Here is a 24,100-nt window from a genome sequence, read left to right as displayed (position 1 = left end):
GATCCTGAACTTCGGAGCCAATCCGGCCGGGCAGGACTTGCTCAATATCGCGGCACTGGGGATCACCAGCGCGACGTTCGCTGCCAACGTGACCATAACGGCTAACGGGGCTGACACGGTGGTCGGGATCGGGGCGGACACGATTCACCTGGTCGGTGTCAACAGCGCGACCGTTGATCAGACGGACTTCATTCTGGCCACTTGAGGTCCTGGTCAGTACAGTCGCATAGCGTGTGGAAAGCGGAGGGGAGGGCAATGAATGCCCTCCCTTTTTCTTTCCGTTCAATTGCCTCATGAATGCGTTCGATGCGGGAAATCAGGGAGGGCTGAATCGACCAGGGTTTTGCCGCGAAAGCGATGATCGCCTCGGCGAAACCCACAACCCGTCACGGACAGTCTGATACCAGAGTCAGGTGTCGGATTGATGAGCCACCCAGTGTTTCATCTCTTCGGCAATGAAGTGGTTCACCAGATCGCTGTACATCTTCTCGATGGCATCCGGGCTCAGGCCCTCAGCCTCGGCCCATTCGCGTCGTGTCGTGAGCATGGCCTTGAAACGCTCCGGAGCACGCACTGACGTCACCGAAGTCTTGAACTTCGAGGCCGCCAGTACGTAGTGAAAACGCTTGCCCAACAGCTTGATAACGACCTGATCAAGGGCATCGATTTCGCGTCGGATGTCCTCCATGCCTGCACACGCTTCGGGCTGCAACTGATTGATGACTTCCATGTAGGTGACTCCATTTGCTAAAAAGATCATGAGCCTTCGGAAACAGCATCGGTGCGCTATCTTCCGTGGGCGATACAGCTCAATACCATAAAATCCGCTGTCCACCCCGATGTGCGCGGTTATCGGTTCAGCAGGGGTGCCAGCAATGCACACATACCTCGCCAGTGCGAACCCTCCCAGTAAACCCGTTGGCAGGCGTCGCAGCGCAGGAAGTGCGAATAGAGGGCGCCAATGCGTGGCGGCACCTGCGACCGAGCCAGTTCCGGGCTGATCTCGTGCAGCGGCAGGTTGCAATGAAGGCACAGGCTGAATGGCCGCGCGCTACGCGCCAGGTCGAGGCGCTCGTACAATTCACGCAGCTGCAGCGACGGTTTCAGGGCATGCACATAACAGCCGTGGCTGATGATCCGCCGCTTGAGCAGTTCGCGGTCGCGGGTTAGCACGATGCGTCCCTGCTGCGCAGCGATCTCGGCGATCTGGCCATCCTCGAAGCCATTGTCATAGAGGGTATCGAAGCCGCTCATGCGCAGCAGACTGGCCAGCCCGCCAAGGTGCGCATCAGCGACGAAGCGCAGCACCCGTAAAGGTTGTGCACGAACCTTTAGCAGCGGGCTGATGTCCAGCGCTTCGAACTTGGGATACACCGCCAGCCGGTCACTGTCGAGAATCACCCGCTCGAAGCCCACCGACTCGCCATTGAGCAGCACCAGCTCGACTTCGGTGTGCGGTACCCCGAGCGCCTCGATCATGTGCTTGACCGTCGCCCCTCGCGCGCATTTGCAGGTGAAGGATTGCCGCCGCCGTTCGGCCGGCAGGAAATCGTTGAGCTCCTCGTAGAAGCGGAAGGTTGCACTGGTCATGCTCAACAGTATGGCAGGGCTGCAGGAAGAGCGAGTCTAGCCTGGACAACTTCTCTGATAGCGGCCGCTTCCCAATGGCGCTACGCTGGAGATCGCATCCCTCACGTTCTGATTACAACGACATGAAGCGCCTTCTTTATTGTCTACGTGGCTGGGCCCGAAAGCTAAAACAGCAAATCATGGCTCTCTGGTTTTGCTATCAGCATCCGCAAACGCCTTGGCTACCCAAATGGATTTCAGTTTTTGTTGTGGCTTATGCGTTGAGTCCAATTGACCTTATTCCCGATTTTATTCCCGTGCTTGGATACGTGGACGACGTGATTATTTTACCGCTTGGCATTCTGCTTGCTATTCGGCTGATGCCAATAGCGGTGCTGCAGGAGTGTCAGCTCAAAGCGGCTGAGTGGGAGGCCAGAGATTTGAGGCGCCCGGTGAATAAGCTTGCTGCGGTGCTCATCGTACTGACTTGGTTCATTGCCGGTATTGGTGCGTGGCGGGCGTGGGCTGTTTGACACAGGATCGATAGAAACGCGGGGGAGTGAAGCTGTCGTCCAGTTCCGTGAATGGTTGCAGCAGTACCTCTCACATTGGATCAAAGCCAATACAGGATAGCAATGGTATACAACCAGCCGATGCAGAGGGTGATAGTCAGGTAGATAACCACGAGCATCAGAGCGTGATTCCACATAACATTAACCTCCCATAATCACGGTTTGAGGCGCTTTAGGGGCGTCTGATAAACCGAATAAACATAGGTTAAGCCGTACCACAGCATCCGCGCTGCTCCTGGAATGGCGGGCACTTCACCGTGCCAAACGAACAGAACACACAGCAGTCACCGCGGTTCGGGCGTAGAAGCGTTTTGCAACTGACGCACTCGTAGAAGAACTGGCAGGCGTCCGTGGGCATGGCTTCCTGCTTGGCGAAACCGCAATGTGGGCAGGTCAACACGGATTCGAGGATGACGGCGCTCATAGTTGCCTCACTTGTGCATGGTGGAGGGATAACCCGCATTCGCCGCCGCCTCGGTCAACGCCTCAGGGTCAGCTTTATTGGGGGCATAGGTGACGATGGCCATCTTCTCGGCGAAGTCGACCTTGACGGCACTTGCGCCGGGCAACTGCTCCAGCGATCTCTTGCCGATCTGTTGAGCCATCGTCATCTCCATTGAATCGATCTAATCTAGAGTCACTCTACACTCCGTACCCAGGTACAGAATCAAGGGGCGTGTGATGGCGACAGGGCTGAGTATCGGCAAGTTGGCGGAAGCTGCCGGTGTGAACATCGAGACTATTCGCTATTACCAGCGACGCGGCTTGCTGGATGAACCGCCAAAACCGCTCAGCGGTTATCGGCACTATCTACCGGAGCAGGTCAAACGACTGCGCTTCATTAAGAGGGCACAGGCGCTGGGATTCACGCTGGATGAGGTGGGCGCATTGCTGACACTTGATGCGGCCTGCACTTGTAGCGAGACTCGGGCACTGGCCGTGCGCAAGCTGGCCCTGATCGAGCAAAAGATGGCTGACCTTGCCGCAATGCGGCAGGTGCTAGGCGGACTGGTGCAGAAATGCGATCTAGGTGACGGCGGGGCCACTTGCCCTATCATCGATGTGCTGAACGAGGAGTGATACACCAATCATCGGCAGATTTTGCGTAGGAACGCACTTTTCGTTCCAGTCCTGACTGTCAAACCTGCTCCAAAACGTTTTCACACAGCCTGGGCCGATCGGTGCCTGTCGCGGAGGGCAGCAAGCGACCCAAACGGCAGGTCATTTATTTTCACAAGATCAGGGGGATTCATCAGAAAGTTTTGGGGCCGCCGTTTGATTTTTTACGCTTTCTTTACGGTAGGCGGTTTTGTCCACAACGATACTGGCCGCGATTTTTAGACCGTCCATGCGTTGGCACTCCTAATGACGCTGACAATGTATTGCCCAAGGATGGCGTGAACTACCTCCCCCGCAATTTGAGAGAAGCGATCCTTGAGTGAGAATTTGACCAGTGAGCATGTAGATTCCCCATCCAGAACGTCGGGAGTTGGCTTGCTCGTCGCCGCCGTTGGAGTGGTTTACGGGGATATTGGCACCAGCCCCCTCTACACGCTGAAAGAAGTCTTTTCCGGCCACTACGGAGTTCAGGTAAATCACGACGGGGTGCTAGGCATTCTGTCGTTGATCTTTTGGTCACTGATCTGGGTGGTCTCGATCAAATACGTGTTGTTCATCCTGCGCGCGAACAATCAGGGCGAAGGCGGCATCATGGCGTTGACGGCGTTAGCCCGTCGCGCGGCAGCACCTTATCCACACATGAGCAAGGTACTGGTGCTGCTTGGCCTGTTTGGTGCGGCACTTTTTTACGGGGACAGTATGATCACCCCGGCTATTTCGGTGCTCTCTGCGGTTGAAGGACTACAGTTGGCGTTTGACGGAATCGAGCACTGGGTTGTGCCCTTATCAGTGATCGTGCTGGTGGCGCTGTTCTTGATACAGAAACACGGTACGGCCCGCATCGGTATCCTGTTCGGCCCAGTGATGGTGCTGTGGTTTGTGGTGCTGGGGGCGCTGGGGATCTACGGTATTTTGCAGCGGCCGGAAGTGCTGCAAGCCCTCAATCCATACTGGGGGGCGCATTTTTTTATCGCTCATCCGGGAATCGGTGTGGCGATTCTTGGCGCTGTCGTGTTGGCATTGACCGGTGCTGAAGCTCTGTATGCCGACATGGGCCACTTTGGTCGCAAACCGATCTCACGTGCGTGGTTCATTCTCGTGCTGCCCGGTTTGGTACTCAATTACTTTGGCCAGGGCGCCTTGATCCTAGGAGACCCGGAGGCTGTACGCAACCCGTTCTATTTGCTGGCGCCTGATTGGGCATTGTTGCCGATGGTCGCGCTCTCCACACTGGCCACCATCATCGCTTCTCAAGCCGTGATCTCCGGTGCCTTCTCCCTGACTCACCAGGCCATTCAGCTGGGTTATATCCCTCGCATGTTTATCCAGCACACCTCCAGTCAGGAGCAGGGACAGATTTACATCGGCACGGTTAACTGGGCATTGATGGTCGGTGTTGTGCTGTTGGTTATCGGTTTCGAGTCGTCCAGTGCGTTGGCCGCAGCCTATGGCGTCGCAGTGACAGGGACCATGTTGATCACGACAATTTTGTCCTCGGCAGTCGTCCTGCTCCTATGGAAAACGCCGCGCTGGCTGGCCATTCCAATGTTGCTTGGACTCTTGCTCGTAGACAGCCTGTATTTCGCGGCCAATGCGCCGAAGATTTTTCAGGGCGGTGCGTTCCCGGTGATTGCCGGCATTGGTTTGTTCATTTTGATGACGACCTGGAAGCAGGGCAGGAAGATTGTTGTTGAGCGGCTGGATGAAACCGCGCTACCTCTACCACTATTCATCGATAGCATTCGTACGCAGCCTCCCCATCGGGTGCAAGGTACGGCGGTGTTTCTAACGGCCAGGGCCGATGCCGTTCCGCATGCACTGCTGCACAACCTGCTGCATAACCAGGTTTTGCATGAGCAAGTGGTGTTACTCACCGTGGTTTCTGAGGACAGCCCTCGTGTGAGTGCTGAACGGCGGTTCGAGGTTGAGGCCTATGGTGAAGGCTTCTTCCGGGTCAGTCTGCACTTCGGTTTTATCGAAGAGCCTGATGTCCCTCTGGCCCTGAGTCTCTGTCACTTGTCTGAGCTCGATTTCAGTCCGATGCGCACGACCTATTTCCTCAGCCGCGAGACGGTCATTCCGACCAAACGTATTGGTATGGCCCGTTGGCGAGAAAGCCTGTTCGCGTTTTTGCTCAAGAACGCCAATAGCAACCTGAGGTACTTCAAGCTGCCGTTGAATCGGGTGATTGAGCTGGGCACACAGGTTGAGATGTAAAGAGTCATCGAGTATCCAGGGCGGCTCATGGGGCAGCGGCGCGAGAAGGTCAAAACTACCGCACTGCCTGTGCATCACCTCAAGCGTTCAATGCGGGCCATTGATGCTGGACGAACCCCGTGTCAGACGCTTGAGCGCGATGACCATCAGGCCCCCGGCAACCAGCATTCCCGTGAGAAAAAGCGGATAGGCAACCCACCAGGGGACGGCTGAGGTCATCATGCTGAACTCGGACATGCCACCAATGCTGGCGATCAGGTTGAGAGGCAGGAAGACCACATTGATCAGTGTCAGTTTGCGTAGCAGGTTGTTCATGGTGTTGTTCATCAAATTGCCCCGTGCATCGATCAAGCCGGCAAACACCCTGGAGTAGATTTCCGCCTGTTTGTTGCACTGGGTGTTCTCGATGATCAGATCGTCGATTAGCGCGATCGCCTCGACGCTGAAGTGCTCCTTTTCTGCATGGTTGCGCAACCGGGTCAGGACAGCGCCATTGCTGTGAATCGCGTTGATGTAATAGATCAGGCTTTCGCTGAGATTAAACATCTGGATCAGATGCCGATTCTCCATCGAGGCGTTAAATTTCTGCTGCAACTCGCGAGCCACCATCTTGATCACCTTGAGGTGACCCAGGTAGTGGTGGAGGTTGTTGAACAGCATGTCCAGCAGCACATCCTGCGGTGTGTGCAAGGGGTGCCGCTCCCCCAGGCCACTCAACTGGGAATCGTCAGTCGCGATTACCAGCAAGCGTGATTGAGAGAACAGCAAGCCGAACGATGAGACCTCGAAGGCCAGGCTTTCTCCGCCCGAGTAACTTTCCGGACGCTTCCAGATCAAGAACAGATTGTCCGGATGGAACTCGATGCGTGAGACTTCGTCCGGATCCAGTGCCGAAGCCAGCGCGTGATCATCCAGTTTGAAATCGCTGCGCAATAGATCCCGTTCTGCCGCATCGGGATTGCTGAACAACATCACATCGGCATCGAGATGTTCAACCGATACCAGCGCCCCATTGGCAAGTTGAAAACTCTTGATCACATCTGACCTCTGGCGTTATCGACTGAGCAAGTCCATGTCTTGCAGGATGCGTGTCAGATCAAGCATTCACCACGCCTGGCCGCGACGTTTGAGTTCCAGGCGCCGGACGAATTCTTCCAGCACAAGTGAATACAAATCGTCCTGCAAGTAAGCGTCTTCGATGCCCGCGTCCATGTTCGGATTGTCGTTGACCTCGATCACCACCACCTTATCGCCGGACTGCTTCAAGTCGACTCCGTACAAACCATCACCAATGAGGTTCGCGGTCTTCACCGCGAGTTCAACCACCGCTCGTGGTGCCTCGTGGACCGCCAGGGTCCGGCATTCCCCATTAATGTCCTGACCCTTGGCTTTGTGGTTGTAAATCTGCCAGTGACCTTTGGACATGAAGTACTGGCAGGCGAAAATCGGTTTGCGGTTGAGCACGCCAATGCGCCAGTCGTACTCGGTGTAAAAGAACTCCTGAGCCAGCAACAGCACCGAGTGTTCGAATAGCTCAGCGGTGGCTTCCAGCAGTGCCTGTTGGCTTTCGACCTTGATTACGCCCCGGGAAAAGCAGCCATCGGGAATCTTCAGCACTAACGGAAAGCCCAGGCGTTCACCCACTCGCTCGAAGTCTTCCGGTCGTTCCTTGTAGAGAATCTCGGTTGCCGGCATACCCAGTTGAGGCTTTTCAGTAGATCCGTCAGGTACACCTTGTTGGTACAGCGCAGGATTGAAGCGGGATCGTCCATCACCACCAGACCTTCGCTTTCCGCCTTCTTGGCGAAGCGATAGGTGTGGTTATCCACGCTGGTGGTTTCGCGAATCAACAGGGCGTCATACTCGGCGATTCGTGAATAGTCTTTCTTTTCGATCAGATCGACATCAATACCCAAGCCTTTGCCGACCCGGATAAAGTTCTCCAGTGCCTTGGCATTGGAGGGCGGCAGCGCTTCTTGCGAGTCATGCAAAATGGCCAGGTCGTAGCGGGCTACGCGTGGTGAACGTGGCACTCGCCATATCTTGCGGCTGAAGCTGTCCAGCGAGTTGGCAAATTGATCTTCCTGGTCTTCGCGTAACTTTTGCAAGACACCGGACTTTATTCCGTCGATGCGCCAACTGTTACTTTTACGGAACTCTACCAGGAGAATCGGGCACGGGAAGATTTCAAAGATTTGCCGTGCCAGATCCTGCAACGGTTCAAGATTGGTTTTACCGAAGTACAGGGTGAGCGTGAATCCTTCGGTATTACTGTAAATATGGTTGTTCAGTGCTTTGTCTAGTGTTTTTCCCAGATCATCCAGCGCCAGGCCATACAGTGATTTTTTGGTAAGTTCGCTGATAGTACGCACGGACGGAATAACTTTATGGCCGCGTGCTTCTGCCAGCAGTGAACAGTAATACCCGTGCCCCAGATACTTGTAGCTTCGACACAGATTAATAACCTGAACGCGCTTGCCGGCTTCGATCTCAAGAGGCTGTTCCAGGTACTCCTGCGCACTCATCACATCCTCCGAGGGGAAGTAAGAGGCCCAGTCTTCTTTTCGTTCAACAATAATAATCACCTGGCTGGATCTTCCCTGTGTCTCCGGTAAATAAGTCAGGTTTGATATTGCCGTTAACCGATTTTGCTCTGATACTTCACGCAAGCCACCCTGTACCGCTGACATATGAAAAGGTCCGTTGGAGAACAAGTCCTTATCTATTAAGCACGATACTTTTAAAAAGTCTCGTTTCGTTACGCAACTTTTACGGTGGGGCTATGAGTCTGTTATTTCGCAATGCTACACACGATGATCTGAAGTCTCTGCTGGAGCTGGAGAACCAATGCTTTACCTCTGATCGACTGACTCTGCGCAGTTTTCAGTGGATGATCAGCCGAGCCCATGCCAGCCTGATCGTTGCGCAAGACGGTGGGCAACTGATGGGCTACTGTCTGGTCCTGTTTCACCGTGGCACCTCTCTGGCGCGCCTGTATTCAATCGCTATCGCCACCCACAGTCGCGGCCTCGGCCTTGGAAAACAGCTATTGGATCAGGCGGAGGATAGCGCTCGCGCTCACGACTGCGCCTACCTGCGACTGGAAGTGCGGCCGGATAATCCCGTCGCTATCAGTCTTTATGAGCGTAACGGTTACCGACGCTTCGCTGTGGTTCACAACTACTACGAAGACCATGCGCATGCGTTGCGTTTGGAGAAGCGCATTCTGCAACATCGGGAAAGCCGTGAATTCCAGGTGCCTTACTACCAACAAACCACTGAGTTCACCTGCGGCCCGGCTTGCCTCTTGATGGCCATGAGGGCATTGCAACCCGATCGCCTGATCGAGCGCCGGGACGAACTGCAAATCTGGCGTGAAGCCACGACGGTGTTCATGACTTCAGGGCACGGTGGGTGCAGTCCCCAAGGATTGGCATTGGCGGCCTGGCGCCGAGGGTTTCGAGTTCGCCTGCAAGTCAGTATTGCCGGTCCGCTATTTCTCGACGGGGTGCGCGACGAACATAAAAAGGAGGTGATTCGCCTGGTACACGAAGAGTTCTGCACGGAACTTCAACACAGTGATGTGGAGCATGTCAGCAGCAACCAGCTGGATCTGGCTCTCACGCTGAAGGCCGGCGGTCAGCCCTTGGTGTTGATCAGCAGCTACCGTCTGACTCGCTCCAAAGCCCCGCACTGGGTAATTGTCACTGATTATGATGAAGACTTCGTCTACCTGCATGACCCGGACATCGATCACAGTCAGCACCGTCAGGCACTCGACTGCCAGCATCTTCCCGTCAGTCACAAGGCGTTCGACAAGATGTGTGCTTTCGGCGGCAGCAAGCTGCGCGCCTCAGTGACGCTTTACGCACGCGAGCAGTCCAGCAACGGAGTGCAGCTGCCTCCAGCACAGAAGCATTGTGTTAATGGGGCCTCATAAATCGTGACTTTAAAGACTTTACCCTCGTAAATCTTTGCTTAAGGAATGAAGCGATATCCAACGCCGGTTTCGGTGATGAGATGTCGCGGCTGGGAAGGGTCTGCTTCGACTTTTTTACGCAGGCCTCCCATGAATACTCGAAGGTAAGGCGTATCGGTGGTGTGCGATGGGCCCCACACAGCCTTGAGCAGTTGCTGATGCGTCAGGACACGGTTCGGGTGTGAGCAAAGATGGACCAGCAGGCGATACTCCAATGGTGTCAAATGCAATGGCGCGCCGGAGCGTTCCACGACACGCCGTTCCATATCAATCTGCACATCGCCAAAGGCCAGGACCGTATGGTTCTCGGTATCTTTTACGTGTCTGCGTAACATTGCGCGGACGCGAGCCAGCAGTTCTCCGGTGCCAAACGGTTTCACCAGATAATCGTCGGCACCCGTGTCCAGGGCCAGGATTTTGTCAGACTCCGCACCACGGGCAGACAACACAATGATAGGCACCGGTGACCAGCTCCGTACGTCCCGGATCAGGTCGATGCCGTCTCCGTCGGGAAGCCCCAGGTCGAGCACGATCAGGTCAGGCCGGCGGGTACCCGCGTCGATGAGGCCCCGGTGAAAGGTATCGGCTTCAATGACTTCCAGGCCTTCAGCCTGCAAGGCCATGCGGACGAAACGGCGAATTTCCTTCTCGTCTTCAATGATCAGAACATGGGGCATTGATTCGGTCATGGCTGCTCCTCGTCAGCTTGCTGCGCAAAGGATTCGATGTCTGGGGGGGCTTCACGGGGCAGGCGTAGAGTGAAGCAAGCCCCACCCGTGGATCGCGTGACTCCCTGAATAGTCCCTCCATGGACCTGGGCAATGGCCCGGCAAATGGCCAGGCCCAACCCCACGCCCGGAATCGAGCTCTCCTTCTTGCCACGCATGAATTTATTGAAGATGTCATCTTCATGACCGTGGGGCAGCCCGGGGCCTTCATCGGCGACCCACAACTCGATATGGTCTGGTGTGGTCCTGGCCCCCAGGTCAATGGAGGTGCCCTGTGGTGTGTACTTAACGGCGTTTTCGAGCAAATTGATGAGGATACGTTCAATCAGTACCGCGTCGATGTGTACGGGGGGCAAGTCATCGTCCAGCGCCACATGCACCGAACGCTGACCCAGAATCGGCTGGATGGCCCGCAGGGCGCTGCCCACCACTTCTTCGATGGGTTGCCACTGACGGTTCAACACCACTTTGCCCGACTCCAGGCGAGCCATGTCCAGCAGGTTGTTGACCAGGGTATTCATGCGCAGCGCCGACTCACCCACTGCTGTGGCGATCTCGGCAGCTTCGCCGGTCAGGGGCGGCCGGGTCAGTTTGAGCGCTTCGGCCAGCCCGACCATCACCGAGAGTGGGGTGCGCAGGTCGTGGGATATTGCTGAAAGTAACGAGTTGCGCAAGCGCTCGGATTCCATTTGCACCGTCGTATCCTGGGCCACGTTGATGTAGTGAATCCGTTCGAGGGAGATAGCCAGCAATGATGCGCAGGTGTCGAGCAGGCGACGTTGTTCCGGCACCACGAGCCGGGTCGTATCCCTTGGTTGCACCGCCAGCACCCCGCGCACCCGCATGGGTGCCGACAAGGGCAAGTAGAGCGTGGAAATGGAGGGCAGGGTGTCGGTGCCGTAGCCGGCCGGCTCGGTCTTGTCGAAAGACCACTGGGCGATGGCAACGTCTACCTGCGGTGCCTCGCCTGTGACCATGGGAGGCAATAGCTTGTTGTTGTCATCGGCGACCAGCAAGGCAGACCGGGCACCAAATTCGGCAGACAGAAACCGTGCGCTGATGTCGGCGACCTGTTCGGTCATCAGCGCGGCGGACAGCAGGCGAGACATGTCGTACAGCGCTCGCATGCGGTCTTCGCGTCGTTGCGCCACCCGTGCCTGATAAGTCAGGCCGGCGGTCATTTGCCCGATGACCAGGGCGACCACGAGCATGACGCTGAAGGTCACCAGGTACTGGACATCGGCGAAGGCGAACGAAAAACGCGGCGCTACAAAGAAGAAGTCAAAGGATGCCACGGAAACAAAGGCCGCCAGGATGGCCGGGCCGCGACCAAAGCGCACCGCCACGGCGACGACGGCCAGCAGGAAGATCATGACGATGTTGGCCTGTTCGAGCACATGCAGCATGGGCAGGGCCAGCAGGGTCGTCACCGCGCAGACCGCCAAGCTCCAGACATAAGATCGCCAAGCTATTGGGCTACCGCGGGTTTCAGACGTCGTTTCGGCCTGGGGGCGTCGGTTGGCCGGGAGCGAGACTTGAATCACGTCAAGATCGGCGCCCAGTTCGCCGATTCGCTCAGCCAGTTCTCGCCGCCAGAATCGACGCTGTGGACGTTCGTCCCGGCCCAGCACGACTTTTGAAAGGTTGTGCTGCCGAGCGTACTTGATCAGTACTTCCGCGATGTCCTGGCCGGCCAGGGTCGAGATCTGCGCGCCCATCTCCTGAGCCAGTTTCAGGGTCGCCAGCACGCGACGACGCCTGGCGTCGGGCAAGCGCTGCAAGGCCGGGGTTTCGACATACACGGCATGCCAGGGCACATTGAGCTGAGCGGCCAGACGAGCCGTTGAACGTACGGTCTTTTCGGCCTGCTCATGGGGGCCGACACAGGCGAGCAACGAGTCGCGAGTGCCCCAGACCGGTTTGACCGCGCCGCTTTGACGGTACTGCAACATGTCGCTGTCGACACGGTCGGCGGTGCGACGTAGCGCCAGTTCCCGCAGGGCAATCAGGTTGCCTTTGCGGAAGAAATTCTGCACCGCGCGTTCGGCCTGTTGCGCCAGATAGACCTTGCCTTCCTTCAAGCGCTGCAGCAAGTCGTCGGGTGGCAGGTCGACGATGACCACCTCGTCGGCGTTGTCGAACACATGGTCGGGCACGGTCTCCCAGACGCGAATGCCGGTGATGCCGCCGACAATGTCGTTCAGGCTTTCCAGGTGCTGGACGTTCATGGTTGACCAGACATCGATCCCGGCACTGAGCAGCTCTTCCACGTCTTGCCAGCGTTTGGGGTGTCGGGAGCCGACCACGTTGGAGTGCGCCAGTTCGTCAATCAGGATCAATTCGGGGTGGTGCGCGAGTGCGGCGTCCAGGTCGAACTCGGTCACTGTGCGGTTTTTGTCGACGACCTGTTTGAGGGGCAGCCGCTCAAGACCCTCTGTCAGCGCCAGGGTTTCGGCACGACCGTGAGTCTCGACCACGCCGATCAGTACGTTTGCGGTTTGCAGTTTTGCCGTATGGGCAGCGGTCAGCATCGCGTAGGTCTTGCCGACGCCGGCGCTGGCGCCGAAAAAAATCTTCAACCGACCGCGTTTGGCCTGCGCTTCTTCTTCGCGAATCCGGGCCAGTAGCTGGTCCGGATCAGGACGTTGGTCGGCCATCAGGCTCACCGTGTGTTAGCGCTCAATGTGCGGCGTCGAGTGCCAGGTTCAGGGCCAGGACGTTGACCCGGGGTTCGCCGAGAAACCCCAGGAGCGTGCCTTCAGAATACTCGCTGATCAGCTGCTGAACCTTCTCGACAGGCAGGTTGCGCACCCGAGAGATCCGGCCCGCCTGGTACAACGCTGCCGCGATGCTGATATGCGGATCAAGACCACTGGCGGAACTGTAGACCAGGTCGGCGGGCACCGTGGCCGTGTTGCCGGGATCAGCTGCGCGCAAGGCTTCGATCCTGCCCTTGACCGCATCCATCAGCGCCGGGTTCAGCGGCCCTTGGTTAGAGCCACTCGAGGCCAGTGGGTTGTAGGGCATGGGGCTGGTAGCGGAAGGGCGGCTCCAGAAGTACTTCGGATCGCTGAAGCCCTGACCGATCAACAGTGAGCCCACGGTTTTGCCATCTCTTTCGATCAGGCTGCCGGCGGCCTGTTGAGGAAAGACCAGCCTCGCAATACCGGTGGTGAGCAGCGGATAGGCCAGGCCGGTGACCAGTGAAAAGGCGATCAGCAGGGTCAATGCCGGACGCAGCAGAGTTGTCATGACAGTGCTCCCTCAAACCAGACCGACGGCGGCCAGCGCCATGTCGATCATTTTGATGCCAATGAATGGAACGATTACTCCGCCCAGCCCATAGATCAACAGGTTGCGCCGCAATAACAGTGCTGCACCGACCGGGCGGTATTTCACGCCTTTGAGCGCCAGGGGAATCAGGAAAATGATGATCAACGCGTTGAAGATCACGGCCGACAGCACCGCGGAGTTCGGGCTGGTCAGGCCCATGATGTTGAGTGCCGCGAGTTGCGGGTAGGTGGTGACAAACGCCGCCGGCACGATGGCGAAGTATTTGGCGATGTCGTTGGCAATCGAGAAAGTGGTCAGCGAGCCACGGGTCATCAGCATTTGTTTGCCGGTTTCCACCACCTCGATCAACTTGGTCGGGTTGCTGTCCAGGTCCACCATGTTGCCGGCTTCCTTGGCGGCTTGAGTGCCGGAATTCATGGCCACGGCAACATCCGCCTGGGCCAGTGCCGGGGCGTCGTTGGTGCCGTCGCCGGTCATGGCCACCAGCCGGCCTTCAGCCTGGTAACGGCGGATCAGTTCCAGCTTCTGTTCGGGGGTGGCTTCGGCCAGAAAGTCATCGACACCGGCTTCGGCCGCGATGGCGGCGGCGGTGACCCGGTTATCGCCGGTCACCATTACCGTCTTGATACCCATGCGGCGCAATTCGACAAAACGCTCCTTGATACCGCCCTTGACGATGTCCTTGAGCTCAATAACGCCCAGCACTTTGGGCCCGTCGGCCACTACCAACGGAGTGCTGCCTCGGCGAGACACGTCATCGACGATGGTTTGCACCGCGTCGGGAAAGCTCCCGCCCAGACTCTGGACATGACGCAGGATCGCTTCGCCGGCGCCTTTTCGCAGTTGCCGGGCACCCATGTTGACGCCACTCATGCGGGTTTGCGCCGAGAAGTGCACGAAATGCGCGTCGAGCGCCGCAATGTCCCGTTCACGCAGGTTGAACCGCTGTTTGGCCAACACCACAATGCTGCGACCTTCGGGTGTTTCGTCTGCCAGCGATGCGAGTTGCGCCACGTCGACCAGTTCCGCTTCCTTGATCCCCGGTGCCGGTAAAAACGCCGAGGCGTGGCGGTTGCCCAGGGTGATGGTGCCGGTCTTGTCGAGCAGCAGAACATCCACATCACCGGCGGCTTCTACAGCACGCCCGGAGGTGGCGATCACGTTGGCTTCCATCATGCGGCTCATGCCGGCCACACCCACGGCCGACAGCAGGCCGGCAATGGTGGTGGGAATCAGGCAGACCAATAGCGAGATAAGGACGGTAATCGAGACGGGTGCCCCGGATTTGGCCACCGCAACCCCGAACAGCGAGAAGGGCAGAAGCGTCACCGTCACGCCCAGAAACACGATCGTCAGCGCGACCAACAAAATCGACAAGGCGATTTCATTCGGAGTCTTTTGCCGCTTGGCATTCTCGACCATGGCGATCATGCGGTCGACGAAGGTTTCGCCAGGGTCGGCGGTCACGCGGACGACGATCCAGTCCGAGAGTACCCGGGTGCCGCCGGTCACGGCCGAGAAGTCGCCACCGCATTCGCGAATCACCGGGGCCGACTCGCCGGTAATGGCGGACTCGTCCACCGAGGCGGCGCCTTCGATTACCTCGCCGTCGGCGGGGATCACCGAGTCGGCGAGGTCGCCGGACTCAACCACCACCACATCGCCTTTGCGCAGGCCGCTCGACTGCGCCAATTGCCATTCGGCACCGTAGTGAGGTTCGAGCAGTTTCTTGGCCCAGGTTTCCTTTTTCAGGTTACGCAGGGATGCCGCTTGAGCCTTGCTGCGGCCTTCGGCCAACGCCTCGGCAACGTTGGCGAACAACACGGTAAACCACAGCCATAACGCGATGGCGAGGATAAAGCCGCCGCTGGCCTCGCCCTGGCCACGCAGCGCCTGAACCCAGAGGGCGGTGGTGATGATCGCACCGATGTAGACGACGAACATTACCGGGTTACGCCACTGGATCCTGGGGCTGAGTTTACGTACGGACTCGACCATGGCCGGCGTTAACAGTTTTGGATCGAACAAGGAGAACGCTTTGCGAGTCATGTTCGTAGTCTCACTTGATCAACATGAAGTGTTCAACGAGTGGCCCCAGTGCCAAGGCCGGCACGTAGTTCAGCAAACCGACCAGCAACACCGTGCCGATCAACAGCACCACGAACAGCGGCCCGTGGGTGGGCATCGTGCCGCCGGTCACAGCCAGGCGTTTTTTCGCCGCCAGGCTGCCCGCCACGGCGAGCACCGGAACGATCACACCGAACCGGCCGAACCAGGCAGCGATTGCCAGCATCACGTTGTAGAAGGGGGTGTTGGCCGACAGGCCGGCAAATGCGCTGCCGTTGTTGTTGGCCGCCGAGGTGAAGGCGTAGAGGACTTCCGAGAATCCATGGGCACCGGGGTTGGCAATTCCCAACCGACCGGCGTCGGCCATGACCGCAATGGCGGTCCCGAAGAGCACAAGTAACGGTGTCGCGAGAATCGCGATGGCGACCATTTTCATCTCGTAGGCTTCGATCTTCTTGCCCAGGTATTCAGGTGTGCGGCCGATCATCAGCCCAGCGATAAATACCGCCAGGATGGCGAATACCAGCATGCCGTACAGACCCGAGCCGGTACCACCGAATACCACCTCGCCCAATTGCATCAGCACCAGTGGCACCGCGCCGCCCAGTGGCGTAAACGAGTCGTGCATCGCCACCACAGCGCCACAGGACGCCGCTGTTGTTACTGCGGCAAACAGGCTCGATGCGCTGATGCCGAAGCGCAGCTCCTTGCCTTCCATGTTGCCCGCCGCCGTATCGATGCCCAAAGCTGAAAACTGTGGATTGCCCAGTTGCTCGTAATGAGTGACGGCCACCACCGCGATTACGAAGATGATCGTCATCGTCGCCAGCAAGGCCCAACCTTGTCGTATGTCACCAACGATGTGGCCGAAGACGAAGCACAGCGCGGTCGGGATCAGGAAGATGGCAAGCATCTGCAGGAAATTGGTGACGGCGGTGGGATTCTCGAAGGGGTGTGCCGAGTTGGCGTTGAAGAATCCACCACCGTTGGTGCCCAGCATCTTGATCGCTTCTTGCGAGGCCACAGGCCCCATCGCGATGGTCTGTTTGTCGGTGCTGGCGGGCTTGGTCAGCGGATTGCCTTGGGCATCGAGGGCCGGCTGTCCGGCGTCATTGAGCACCGGGACCTGGTACTGCATGACCTCCATCGTTGTAACTTCTTTGTAGGGGTCAAGATTTTGAATCGCACCTTGGCTGACGAGAAATAGCGCGAAAATCAGTGACAGCGGCAGTAACACCCACAACGTGATGCGGGTGAGGTCGGTCCAGGCATTGCCGATGCTGGTGGCACTGTGGCGGGCGAACCCGCGGATCAGGGCGACGGCCACCACAATGCCGGTGGCGGCTGACAGGAAATTCTGCACCGTCAGCGCGAGCATCTGTGTCAGGTAGCTCATCGTCGACTCACCGCTATAGGCTTGCCAGTTGGTATTGGTGACGAAACTGGCGGCGGTGTTGAACGACGAGTCGGGCGACACGGCGCCAAATCCTTGTGGGTTGAACGGCAGAACACCTTGCAACCGTTGCAACGCGTAGACCACCAGCATCCCCAGCACGTTGAAAAGGATCAGGGCGAGGGCGTATTGCAGCCAACCCATTTGCGCCTCAGGTTGCACTCCGGCCAGGCGATACAGCGGCGACTCGATGCGCGAGCCGAGGGTGAACCGCCCCTCCATCACGGTGGTCAACCAATGCCCGAGGGGCCAGGCCAAAATACCCAGCGCCAGCAGAAAGGTCCCGAGGAGGACCCAGGCTTGAGTCGTCATAGGAAGTCCTCCGGAAACAGCAGCGCCGCGATCAGGTAAACCAGCAAGCCGGTCGCAATGATGCCGGCGAACAGATAGAAGCCCGTCATGACCGTCTCCTGTTAAGCGCCGCACAGCCGCGCGCCAGGCCGACCAGGCTGATGAAGAACAGTGCACCGAGTAACAGATAGATGAAGTCCATGGCATTTCCTCCCGCTATGAGGAAAGCCTAAACGGACGTTTGGTAAGTTGTTAAAAGGATTGGGGGCAGAGGAATAAATATCTGATAAAGATCCCGCTCAGGTGGGGCGATCAGGTTGAAAGTTGGCAGGCGGAATTGCCTTGTATCCGCGTCAGTCCGAGTTTTCCAGGAATCGTAGACATAATCGACCGACTGCTTTTGGCCCAGAGTGTGTAAAAGCGCTCATGACCTCATCGTCTTGGATCATTGACGCTCTTGGCGGAACGATCACAAGGCAAATGCTGCGTGTCGCATCAGTCAGAACTGGAACACGTCAACGCCGTTTTTACAGTCTCTGGGATGGGCCAAAATCAGCCTTTTTTCAGGCCAACAGCGTCTTCATCAAACTGTTGGCACCGATGATTTTCATGACCCGTTTCAAGTTATAGGCAAGCACATTCAAGCTCATCTCGGCACTCACCCCGACCAGCTTTCGCGTCAGGAAATGCGTTGACCCCATCCATTGTTTGAGCGAACCGAAGGGATGCTCCACCGTCCGTTTTCGGACGCGCAACATCTCCGGGGCTTTGCTCAGCCGAAGCTGCATTTCCTCCAATACGGCTTCATGCTCCCAGCACCGAATTCGTCGTTCCGTGCTCGGTGTGCACTGCGATTTCAACGCGCAGCCCTGGCAGTTCGAACTCCAGTAACGGTGCAACTTCAGGCCTTTTTTAACGTAGGAGTAGTGCCAGATCAGCGCCTCGCCAGCGCGGCAAATGTATTCGTTTTTTGCCGCGTCATAGATAAAGGCATCGTTATTGAAACGCCCGTCAGCCTTGGCTCCAGAGGTCATCGGCTTGGGCACATAGGCGGTGATACCTGCTTCGTGACAAGCGAGGATTTGTTCGCTTTTGAAGTAACCTCGGTCAGCCACTACCGACAACGTATCTGACGCCATCGCCTCGCGGGCTTGCCTGGCCATCGAGCAACTCAATACGCTGGCCGAAGAAGTGGTGACGGTCTGGAGCGCGCTTGGCGCCGAAGGCAAAAAACCAACGTCGAAGGACCTGGCTTTTTTACAACCGACCATCGAAGAACGCCTGTCAGAAAACAACAACTATATTCATGGGACCGGTGTCGTATTGGAACCGGGGGGAACTCGCCGATCAAGAGCTGTTCCTGGAATGGTTCTACCGCCCCTCGAGCGGAAATGTGGCCCCAATGATGCTGAACTTCAACCGGCAAAGCGAAAGCTTCTACAACTACCAGAGCATGCCCTGGTTCACGCGCCCCAAGCTGACGGGCGAAGCCTCGGTCGAGGCCAATTCGGCGAACTGGTTCGTCGGCAACATGGCCAGCCGCCCTGCTGCCGCCAAAGTACACAAGCTCAAACCGCTGTCGATCGAGCGGTCGCTGGTTGAGCCGCCGGTGCCGCGATAGGTCGCTGCATGCCTGGGCAAAACTGTTTTCCGACTCTCCCACAACAGCAATAATCGAAGAGGAAATACCATGCACCGGATATCGCTACGCATCGCCAGCATTCTTGCCTTTTTGTTGTTTGCCCAGTTTTCGGTTGCAGCGGACAAACAGAACACCCTGGACGTCATCAACGCTTACATGAGCGCGTGGAACAAACACGATCCGGACGCGGCGGCACAATATTTTGCCGAGAACGGCGAATTTCTGGACGCCTCGGTAGGGGTTCCTAAAGTCGGCAGGGAAACGGCCAGGGTCGAGGTCATCAAACTCTTTATCGATGCGGTGCCCGATCTGAGGTGGAAGATGGTTGGCCAGCCGGTCATCGACGGCGACAACATTGCCTTTGAATGGCAGTTCGATGGGAACAATACCGGTGCCTGGGCACCTGAAACGCCAGCAACCAACAAGCCGTTGTCTTTCAAGGGCGTCAGTTTCATTCGGTTGAAGGACGGCAAGATCGCGACACAGCATGATTACTATGATGCGCTGTCGTTCAACAAGCAGCTGGGTTGGTAATTCAAACACTGCCTGCAAAAAAAACGAGCCCATGGGCTGGGCTCGTTTTTGCTCCTTGCAAACGCTGCCCCTACGCAAAACAGGCAGTGATCTGGTAAGGAGCGGGCTTTAGCTCGTCCCAGTGAGCGGAGCCAACTATTGTTTGCAGTTGTGAGCTTGCACTTCTGGCCGATTCTATTGAAAAAGTCGGCCATGGTTTCTACGGCAGAAAAGTATGCGCTTGAGATTGAAATCTTTACTTTGAACAGAGGATTCCGGGCTCGGATTTCACGTTGCAGCGTGCAAAAGAGGTGTCTTCACCCATCAACATTCGAGTGTTTTGGGCAAACCGACTTTTTCAACACAATCGGCCGGTTTCTGCCGGTCACTACCGGCAGCTATGGGATGAAAACCACCTCTGACGACTCGATTGCGTCGGCCAAAACCAATTGCTTGCGGCACGGAACCTCTCATCTTTGGCATGACGCACACGTCCACATTTTCAAATGTTTAGCTTCGAAGCATGAAAGGCGTCACCCTCGCGTCTCGACACGACGAGACGTGTGAACTGCGGCAAGCGGCGTTCCAACAGGCCATTCGTCTCACCTGGGTCTGTTGACGTTTCGCTCCGAACCGCTGCGATCAGGGAAATGCGACCGCCGCCGCGAGATACAGCAGCAACGCCAGCAGCAACACCACGGTGAAGCCCAGGTGGATCGCCAGCAGGGTCGCCAGCACGGCCGCTACCACCGATACGCTGGCGTTGACGCCCCAGGCGATCGGCACCAGTGCTTCGGCGCGCGCGGAGACGCGCCCGAGTCCGAGCGGAAACGGCATGCCCATGGCGAACGCCAGCGGCGCTACCAGCGCGGCGCAGATGCCGAACCTGGCGAGGGTCCGCACCGGCGCCAGCTGCTGGAACAACGGGGGCAGGGCGATCAGGTAGAGCAGGGCGATCGCGCAGATCGCCAGGACTGGCCGCGCGAGCGGATGACGGGGCCCCACACCCGTTCCAATGTCCCCCCGCCGCCGGCCGGAGTAACGGCTGCCGAGGCCAGCGAAGATCAGGAACGCGCTGAGCGTTACCGCCACCGAATACAACGGGTGGCTGAGGAAAAGGGTGAACTTCTGGATGAAGGCGATTTCCACGAACATGAAGGCGAAGCCGATGGCGGCGAAGTAGGACACGACCCGAAGTTCGAACCTGACCAAAGCCGCACTCCGAGAGCGCCGCTGGCGCCGCCGCGCCACCCACAGCGGCGCCAGGATCAGCAGCGCGGCGGCCACGCTGGACTGCAGCAGTGTGGCGATCAGCACCGGATAGCCCCACTCCAGCATTGACAGGCCGCCCTGCTCCTTCAGCGCCAGCAGTTCCGGCAGCGAGCTCCATTTGAAGAAGTGGAAGAAATACGGCCGGTCATCCGTGGTCGGACGCACGTCGAACTTGTAGCGTGCCAGGAACTCCGCGCGTTCGCCGGACAGCAGGGCCTGCGCCGCTTCGAAGAACCAGGGCCGGTCGAGCAGGTTGTAGCGGTTCGCCTCGGCCACGGTCATCCCGGGGTAGTAGGCCAGGTCGAAGGAGCGCGCCCGGCAGAACTCCCGCAACACGGCAATGCCGGCGTCGTCGAAATCCCTGTTGCTGACCAGCAGCGTCACGGTCTTCCAGCCGCGGATCATGACGATGCGGCGCGCCGCGCTGGCCTGTCCGTCGCGCTCGATGGCCACGGCCGCGGTGGCCAGTAGCCTGGGAACATCGCGGGGCGGCAGGGTGACCCAGCGGGTGATGGCCAACAGGCCGCCGGGCGCGAGATGGCGCAGGTACTCGGCGAAGGCATCCACCGTGTACAGGTAGTTCTCGGACAGCGCATGCAGGCCGCCCGAGGCGGTGCCGAAGGAGTCCAGCAGGGCGATCTGGATCAGGTCGTAAGGCTCGCTGCGCGAAGCCACCAGGCCGCGCGCCTCGCCGATCAGCACACGGACGTTGGGCGCGCTGTACGGCTTGCCGGAGAAGTCGGCGAAGCGACGCTGGACCAGATCGATCACCTGCGGGTTCAGTTCGATGGCATCCACCGCGCTGGCGCCGTGGTAGATCGCCTGCAGCACATCGGCGCCGGCGCCGCTGCCCAGCACCAGCACGCGGGGTTGCCGCAGCAGGTGATAGGGCAGAGCCGAAGTCAGGTAGTCCAGGTAGGCGAGCGGCTCGCGGCGCCCGTCATAGCGGTTCAGCACGGAAAGGCCGTCGCCGTCGGTGAAGATGGCCAGTTGTGCGGGCGGTTCCTGCGTCGCGTTGAGGCTCAGGCCCGGCGCGTGGCGCAGGGGAATGGTCGGGCTGTCGACGACCGTGAGCAGGCCCAGCGGACTCCAGGTCTGGGCGATTGCGCGCGCATCCTTTATACGCAGCGTCTGGCTCAGTTCCTTGTACTCGGAGGGCGACAGGGCGATCCAGCGCCCGGGCACGCCGGCCGGGACCGCGACTGCCGCCGCCAGCAGCAACGGCGCGAGCCAGTGCCTATGCCCCGTGCAAGCCATGCCGCCCAGCGCCCCGGCGGCGATGCCGGTGCCGCCCAGCAGCCGCAGCGCATCGACGGGCGTCAGGGCGAACAGCGCGGCGACGATCGCCAGGCTGCCAACGCCGGCGCCGAGAATGTCGAAGGCGTAGATCCGATGAATCTGCTCCTGAAAGCAGGTGAAGGTCAGGCAGATGCACACCGCCGCGCAGAAGAACGGCACGAACAGCAGCAGGTAGATCATCAGCAGGCGCGCCGACTGCCGCGCGTCCCAGAGGATCTCGAGGGGGTTGAACGGAACCTGCTGGGCCAGGCTGAAGCAGGCGATGGCGCTCAGCCCGAACAGCACTGCGCCGCCGATGAACACGCCGTGGAAGCGCGGCGCCAGCACAGGCCGCGCCAGCGCCACGGCGGTGCCGGCGGCGCCGTAGCCGAGCAGCGCAACGCTGATCATCATGTAGGCGAAATGGTGCCACTGGATGATCGAAAGCAGTCGCAGCAGCAGCACCTCATAGCCGAGCGCGGAGGCAGACAGCAGCGCCAGGGCGAGCAATGGCGGCGAATGCATGCTCAATCGCCTCCGACCAGCGGCACGAAGCGCACAGGCAGCACCTGCCGGGTGGACACACTGCCATCGCCGGCCTTCTCGATCAGCAGCAGGTACTGGATCATGAACGGCGCGCCGACCGGGATTACCATCCGTCCGCCGGCCTTGAGCTGGGCGATCAGTGGCGGCGGCACATGGCTGGCGGCGGCGGTGACGAGGATGGCGTCGTAAGGCCCGTGCTCGGGCCAGCCGTGGTAGCCATCGCCCAGCCGGGCTTGCACCTTCGCATATCCCAGCCGGCCCAGGCGCTCCCCGGCCTGCACTGCCAGCGGCTCGATGATCTCCATCGTGTAGACCGCCTGCGCCAGCTCGGCGAGGATCGCCGCCTGGTAGCCCGAGCCAGTGCCTATCTCGAGTACCACGTCGCCGGGCCCGACCTGTGTCAGGTCGGTCATCAGGGCGACGATGTAAGGCTGGGAGATGGTCTGGCCGTAGCCGATCGGCAGCGGGCGATTCTCGTAGGCGTAGGGCACCTCGTCGGGCGGGACGAACTTATGGCGTGGCACCTTGGCCATCGCGGCCATCACCGGCGCCGCAAACTCGACCCTGCCGGTTTCGTCGCGGGTGATGGACGACATGTTGGCGATCTCCCGCACCATGGCGTCGCGCAACGGCGCGAACGGGTCGTCGGCATGCAGGCCGGCGGATGCCAGCGCCAGAGCGATGGCAGGCGCCAGGATGCGCGTCAGGAGCATCACCGGCTTCACAATGACTCATCCGCCTGAGGAATAGTCGAATCGTATGGCCGGCGGGCTGGCTCGGCAAGTCCGGGGGGGCCGGCGACCAAACCAGGCTGCGGCGACTGCCTGAGAAAATATCGCAACCCGTAACTGCACTGATAGCACCCAGCCAGTTCATGCGGTGAAACAAAAGTGAATGCGATTGTCAGCTAGTGGCCGATTCTGTTGAAAAAGTCGGGCATGGTTTCCGCGACTGAAAAGTACACGTCTGAGATTGAAATCTTTACTGTCGGCAGACGTTTCCAGACGCAGATTTCACGCAGCAGCGTGCAAAAAAGGCGTTTTCACCGGCCGATGATCAGGCAGATTTGGATGACCGACTTTTTCAACAGAATCGGCCAATAGCTGTCTGTCACGACTGAACGAAATCGACTCATTTCCGCTGGTGGCACGTTGAGGGGCTCGCCTGGAAAAGTACAGCTTCGAACTCAAACTGTTGATCGCGAGAAGTGGGCTTGCGAGAAAGACAAGTGATCTTATGCCTGGAAGAATCGGTCGGGACGACACGGGTCAAGGGCAGAGGATGCCTTGTTGTCGACTATTTCCTCGCTGGCAAGACGGCCCACAATCGCCGCCAGAGTGACGCCAGGATGCATTGCGCAAACGTACACTCCGCCGATGTCGGGTAGATAGCCGATGATGGGGATGCCATCGACAGGAATTGGCCTGAGTCCGACACAAGCCAATTGCGGATCAATGGAAGTAATCCCATAGAGTTCGTTCTGGATGGCCCGGGCAGTTCGTAGCGCTATCTCTACTGGCTGGTTTTCCAGGGAGTCTCCCAAATAATCTTCCGCCGCCA

Annotated in this window: 21 protein-coding genes and 2 pseudogenes; 7 read left to right on the top strand and 16 right to left on the bottom strand. The window is 58.6% G+C overall.

Features of this window, described 5'->3' with window-relative positions; genetic code table 11:
- Positions 1-205: hypothetical protein (locus PMI28_RS00970; RefSeq protein WP_033063636.1), on the top strand; the 205-nt coding region annotated here is incomplete at its 5' end.
- Between the two features lie 204 nt (positions 206-409).
- On the opposite strand, the gene PMI28_RS00975 is transcribed toward PMI28_RS00970, so the two are convergent.
- Entirely contained in the window at positions 410-730 is a 321-nt protein-coding gene (locus PMI28_RS00975) for an isochorismate lyase (protein WP_007992678.1), read from the bottom strand.
- 119 nt (positions 731-849) lie between these two features.
- A complete protein-coding gene (locus tag PMI28_RS00980; protein ID WP_007992677.1) occupies positions 850-1,590 on the bottom strand; it encodes a Mut7-C RNAse domain-containing protein in 741 nt (246 codons plus the stop codon).
- Between the two features lie 122 nt (positions 1,591-1,712).
- Here PMI28_RS00980 and PMI28_RS0129050 point away from each other — a divergent pair, with 122 nt between their 5' ends.
- The gene (locus PMI28_RS0129050; RefSeq protein WP_033063635.1) at positions 1,713-2,102 is read left to right on the top strand and encodes a YkvA family protein; all 390 of its coding nucleotides are present in this window, start codon (positions 1,713-1,715) and stop codon (positions 2,100-2,102) included.
- Positions 2,103-2,346: 244 nt separating this feature from the next.
- Here the strand turns inward: PMI28_RS0129050 and PMI28_RS30240 are convergent, their stop codons facing one another.
- A complete protein-coding gene (locus PMI28_RS30240; protein WP_007992675.1) occupies positions 2,347-2,565 on the bottom strand; it encodes a GDCCVxC domain-containing (seleno)protein in 219 nt (72 codons plus the stop codon).
- 7 nt (positions 2,566-2,572) lie between these two features.
- Positions 2,573-2,746 (bottom strand): heavy-metal-associated domain-containing protein, encoded by a 174-nt coding sequence (locus PMI28_RS29180; RefSeq protein ID WP_007992674.1) that lies wholly within the window; start codon positions 2,744-2,746, stop codon positions 2,573-2,575.
- Positions 2,747-2,822: 76 nt separating this feature from the next.
- On the opposite strand from PMI28_RS29180, the gene merR reads away from it, so the two are divergent.
- Complete coding sequence (merR, locus tag PMI28_RS00985; RefSeq protein ID WP_007992673.1) at positions 2,823-3,221, top strand: Hg(II)-responsive transcriptional regulator; 399 nt, start codon at positions 2,823-2,825, stop codon at positions 3,219-3,221.
- Between the two features lie 354 nt (positions 3,222-3,575).
- Positions 3,576-5,477 (top strand): potassium transporter Kup, encoded by a 1,902-nt coding sequence (locus PMI28_RS00990; protein ID WP_162130423.1) that lies wholly within the window; start codon positions 3,576-3,578, stop codon positions 5,475-5,477.
- A gap of 87 nt (positions 5,478-5,564) precedes the next feature.
- On the opposite strand, the gene PMI28_RS00995 is transcribed toward PMI28_RS00990, so the two are convergent.
- Both PMI28_RS00995 and PMI28_RS0129040 read right to left on the bottom strand, forming a co-directional pair.
- Complete coding sequence (locus PMI28_RS00995) at positions 5,565-6,515, bottom strand: magnesium transporter CorA family protein (RefSeq protein ID WP_007992669.1); 951 nt, start codon at positions 6,513-6,515, stop codon at positions 5,565-5,567.
- Between the two features lie 66 nt (positions 6,516-6,581).
- Positions 6,582-8,167, bottom strand: a pseudogene (locus PMI28_RS0129040) (RimK family protein).
- 92 nt (positions 8,168-8,259) lie between these two features.
- On the opposite strand from PMI28_RS0129040, the gene rimI reads away from it, so the two are divergent.
- Positions 8,260-9,417 (top strand): ribosomal protein S18-alanine N-acetyltransferase, encoded by a 1,158-nt coding sequence (gene rimI / locus PMI28_RS01000; protein WP_007992664.1) that lies wholly within the window; start codon positions 8,260-8,262, stop codon positions 9,415-9,417.
- 38 nt (positions 9,418-9,455) lie between these two features.
- Here rimI and kdpE read toward each other — a convergent pair whose 3' ends face one another.
- From kdpE to PMI28_RS01035, 7 genes and pseudogenes are all read right to left on the bottom strand, one after another.
- Entirely contained in the window at positions 9,456-10,145 is a 690-nt protein-coding gene (gene kdpE, locus PMI28_RS01005) for a two-component system response regulator KdpE (RefSeq protein ID WP_007992662.1), read from the bottom strand.
- Positions 10,142-12,841, bottom strand: a complete 2,700-nt coding sequence (gene kdpD, locus PMI28_RS01010; protein ID WP_007992661.1) for a two-component system sensor histidine kinase KdpD — start codon at positions 12,839-12,841, stop codon at positions 10,142-10,144. The genes kdpE and kdpD overlap by 4 nt, the downstream gene beginning before the upstream one ends.
- 22 nt (positions 12,842-12,863) lie before the next feature.
- Positions 12,864-13,436, bottom strand: coding sequence for a potassium-transporting ATPase subunit KdpC (gene kdpC / locus PMI28_RS01015; RefSeq protein WP_007992660.1), 573 nt, complete (start codon positions 13,434-13,436; stop codon positions 12,864-12,866).
- Positions 13,437-13,448: 12 nt separating this feature from the next.
- A complete protein-coding gene (kdpB, locus tag PMI28_RS01020; RefSeq protein WP_007992659.1) occupies positions 13,449-15,527 on the bottom strand; it encodes a potassium-transporting ATPase subunit KdpB in 2,079 nt (692 codons plus the stop codon).
- Positions 15,528-15,537: 10 nt separating this feature from the next.
- Positions 15,538-17,310 (bottom strand): potassium-transporting ATPase subunit KdpA, encoded by a 1,773-nt coding sequence (gene kdpA / locus PMI28_RS01025; protein WP_007992658.1) that lies wholly within the window; start codon positions 17,308-17,310, stop codon positions 15,538-15,540.
- Positions 17,307-17,399, bottom strand: a complete 93-nt coding sequence (kdpF, locus tag PMI28_RS01030; RefSeq protein ID WP_007992657.1) for a K(+)-transporting ATPase subunit F — start codon at positions 17,397-17,399, stop codon at positions 17,307-17,309. The genes kdpA and kdpF overlap by 4 nt, the downstream gene beginning before the upstream one ends.
- 453 nt (positions 17,400-17,852) lie before the next feature.
- Positions 17,853-18,455 (bottom strand): annotated as a pseudogene (locus PMI28_RS01035) (transposase); the annotation flags it as partial.
- Between the two features lie 47 nt (positions 18,456-18,502).
- Between PMI28_RS01035 and PMI28_RS29175 the strand changes: the two are divergent.
- On the top strand, positions 18,503-18,910 hold the full coding sequence (locus PMI28_RS29175; RefSeq protein ID WP_177318993.1) for a hypothetical protein: 408 nt from the start codon (positions 18,503-18,505) through the stop codon (positions 18,908-18,910).
- A 69-nt stretch (positions 18,911-18,979) separates the two neighbouring features.
- Positions 18,980-19,465 (top strand): ester cyclase, encoded by a 486-nt coding sequence (locus tag PMI28_RS01040; RefSeq protein ID WP_007992653.1) that lies wholly within the window; start codon positions 18,980-18,982, stop codon positions 19,463-19,465.
- Between the two features lie 621 nt (positions 19,466-20,086).
- Here PMI28_RS01040 and PMI28_RS01045 read toward each other — a convergent pair.
- From PMI28_RS01045 to PMI28_RS01055, 3 genes are all read right to left on the bottom strand, one after another.
- A complete protein-coding gene (locus PMI28_RS01045; RefSeq protein WP_007992651.1) occupies positions 20,087-22,519 on the bottom strand; it encodes a hypothetical protein in 2,433 nt (810 codons plus the stop codon).
- Positions 22,520-22,521: 2 nt separating this feature from the next.
- Positions 22,522-23,265, bottom strand: coding sequence for a protein-L-isoaspartate(D-aspartate) O-methyltransferase (locus PMI28_RS01050; protein ID WP_033063633.1), 744 nt, complete (start codon positions 23,263-23,265; stop codon positions 22,522-22,524).
- A 509-nt stretch (positions 23,266-23,774) separates the two neighbouring features.
- A partial coding sequence (locus PMI28_RS01055) for an FAD-dependent oxidoreductase (RefSeq protein WP_007992647.1) occupies positions 23,775-24,100 on the bottom strand: 326 nt, incomplete at its 5' end.

The organism is Pseudomonas sp. GM48, from assembly GCF_000282335.1.
In the GTDB taxonomy this organism is placed as follows: domain Bacteria; phylum Pseudomonadota; class Gammaproteobacteria; order Pseudomonadales; family Pseudomonadaceae; genus Aquipseudomonas.
The sequence above is the reverse complement of the archived record's forward strand: the minus strand, read 5'-3'. Positions and strand labels throughout refer to the sequence as shown.

Coding starts and splice junctions, on each gene's coding strand:
- PMI28_RS00975 (WP_007992678.1), bottom strand. CDS start 730: ATGGAAGTCATCAATCAGTTGCAGCCCGAAGCGTGTGCAGGCATGGAG.
- PMI28_RS00980 (WP_007992677.1), bottom strand. CDS start 1,590: ATGACCAGTGCAACCTTCCGCTTCTACGAGGAGCTCAACGATTTCCTG.
- PMI28_RS0129050 (WP_033063635.1), top strand. CDS start 1,713: ATGAAGCGCCTTCTTTATTGTCTACGTGGCTGGGCCCGAAAGCTAAAA.
- PMI28_RS30240 (WP_007992675.1), bottom strand. CDS start 2,565: ATGAGCGCCGTCATCCTCGAATCCGTGTTGACCTGCCCACATTGCGGT.
- PMI28_RS29180 (WP_007992674.1), bottom strand. CDS start 2,746: ATGGCTCAACAGATCGGCAAGAGATCGCTGGAGCAGTTGCCCGGCGCA.
- merR (WP_007992673.1), top strand. CDS start 2,823: ATGGCGACAGGGCTGAGTATCGGCAAGTTGGCGGAAGCTGCCGGTGTG.
- rimI (WP_007992664.1), top strand. CDS start 8,260: ATGAGTCTGTTATTTCGCAATGCTACACACGATGATCTGAAGTCTCTG.
- kdpE (WP_007992662.1), bottom strand. CDS start 10,145: ATGACCGAATCAATGCCCCATGTTCTGATCATTGAAGACGAGAAGGAA.
- kdpD (WP_007992661.1), bottom strand. CDS start 12,841: ATGGCCGACCAACGTCCTGATCCGGACCAGCTACTGGCCCGGATTCGC.
- kdpC (WP_007992660.1), bottom strand. CDS start 13,436: ATGACAACTCTGCTGCGTCCGGCATTGACCCTGCTGATCGCCTTTTCA.
- kdpB (WP_007992659.1), bottom strand. CDS start 15,527: ATGACTCGCAAAGCGTTCTCCTTGTTCGATCCAAAACTGTTAACGCCG.
- kdpA (WP_007992658.1), bottom strand. CDS start 17,310: ATGACGACTCAAGCCTGGGTCCTCCTCGGGACCTTTCTGCTGGCGCTG.
- kdpF (WP_007992657.1), bottom strand. CDS start 17,399: ATGACGGGCTTCTATCTGTTCGCCGGCATCATTGCGACCGGCTTGCTG.
- PMI28_RS01040 (WP_007992653.1), top strand. CDS start 18,980: ATGCACCGGATATCGCTACGCATCGCCAGCATTCTTGCCTTTTTGTTG.
- PMI28_RS01045 (WP_007992651.1), bottom strand. CDS start 22,519: ATGCATTCGCCGCCATTGCTCGCCCTGGCGCTGCTGTCTGCCTCCGCG.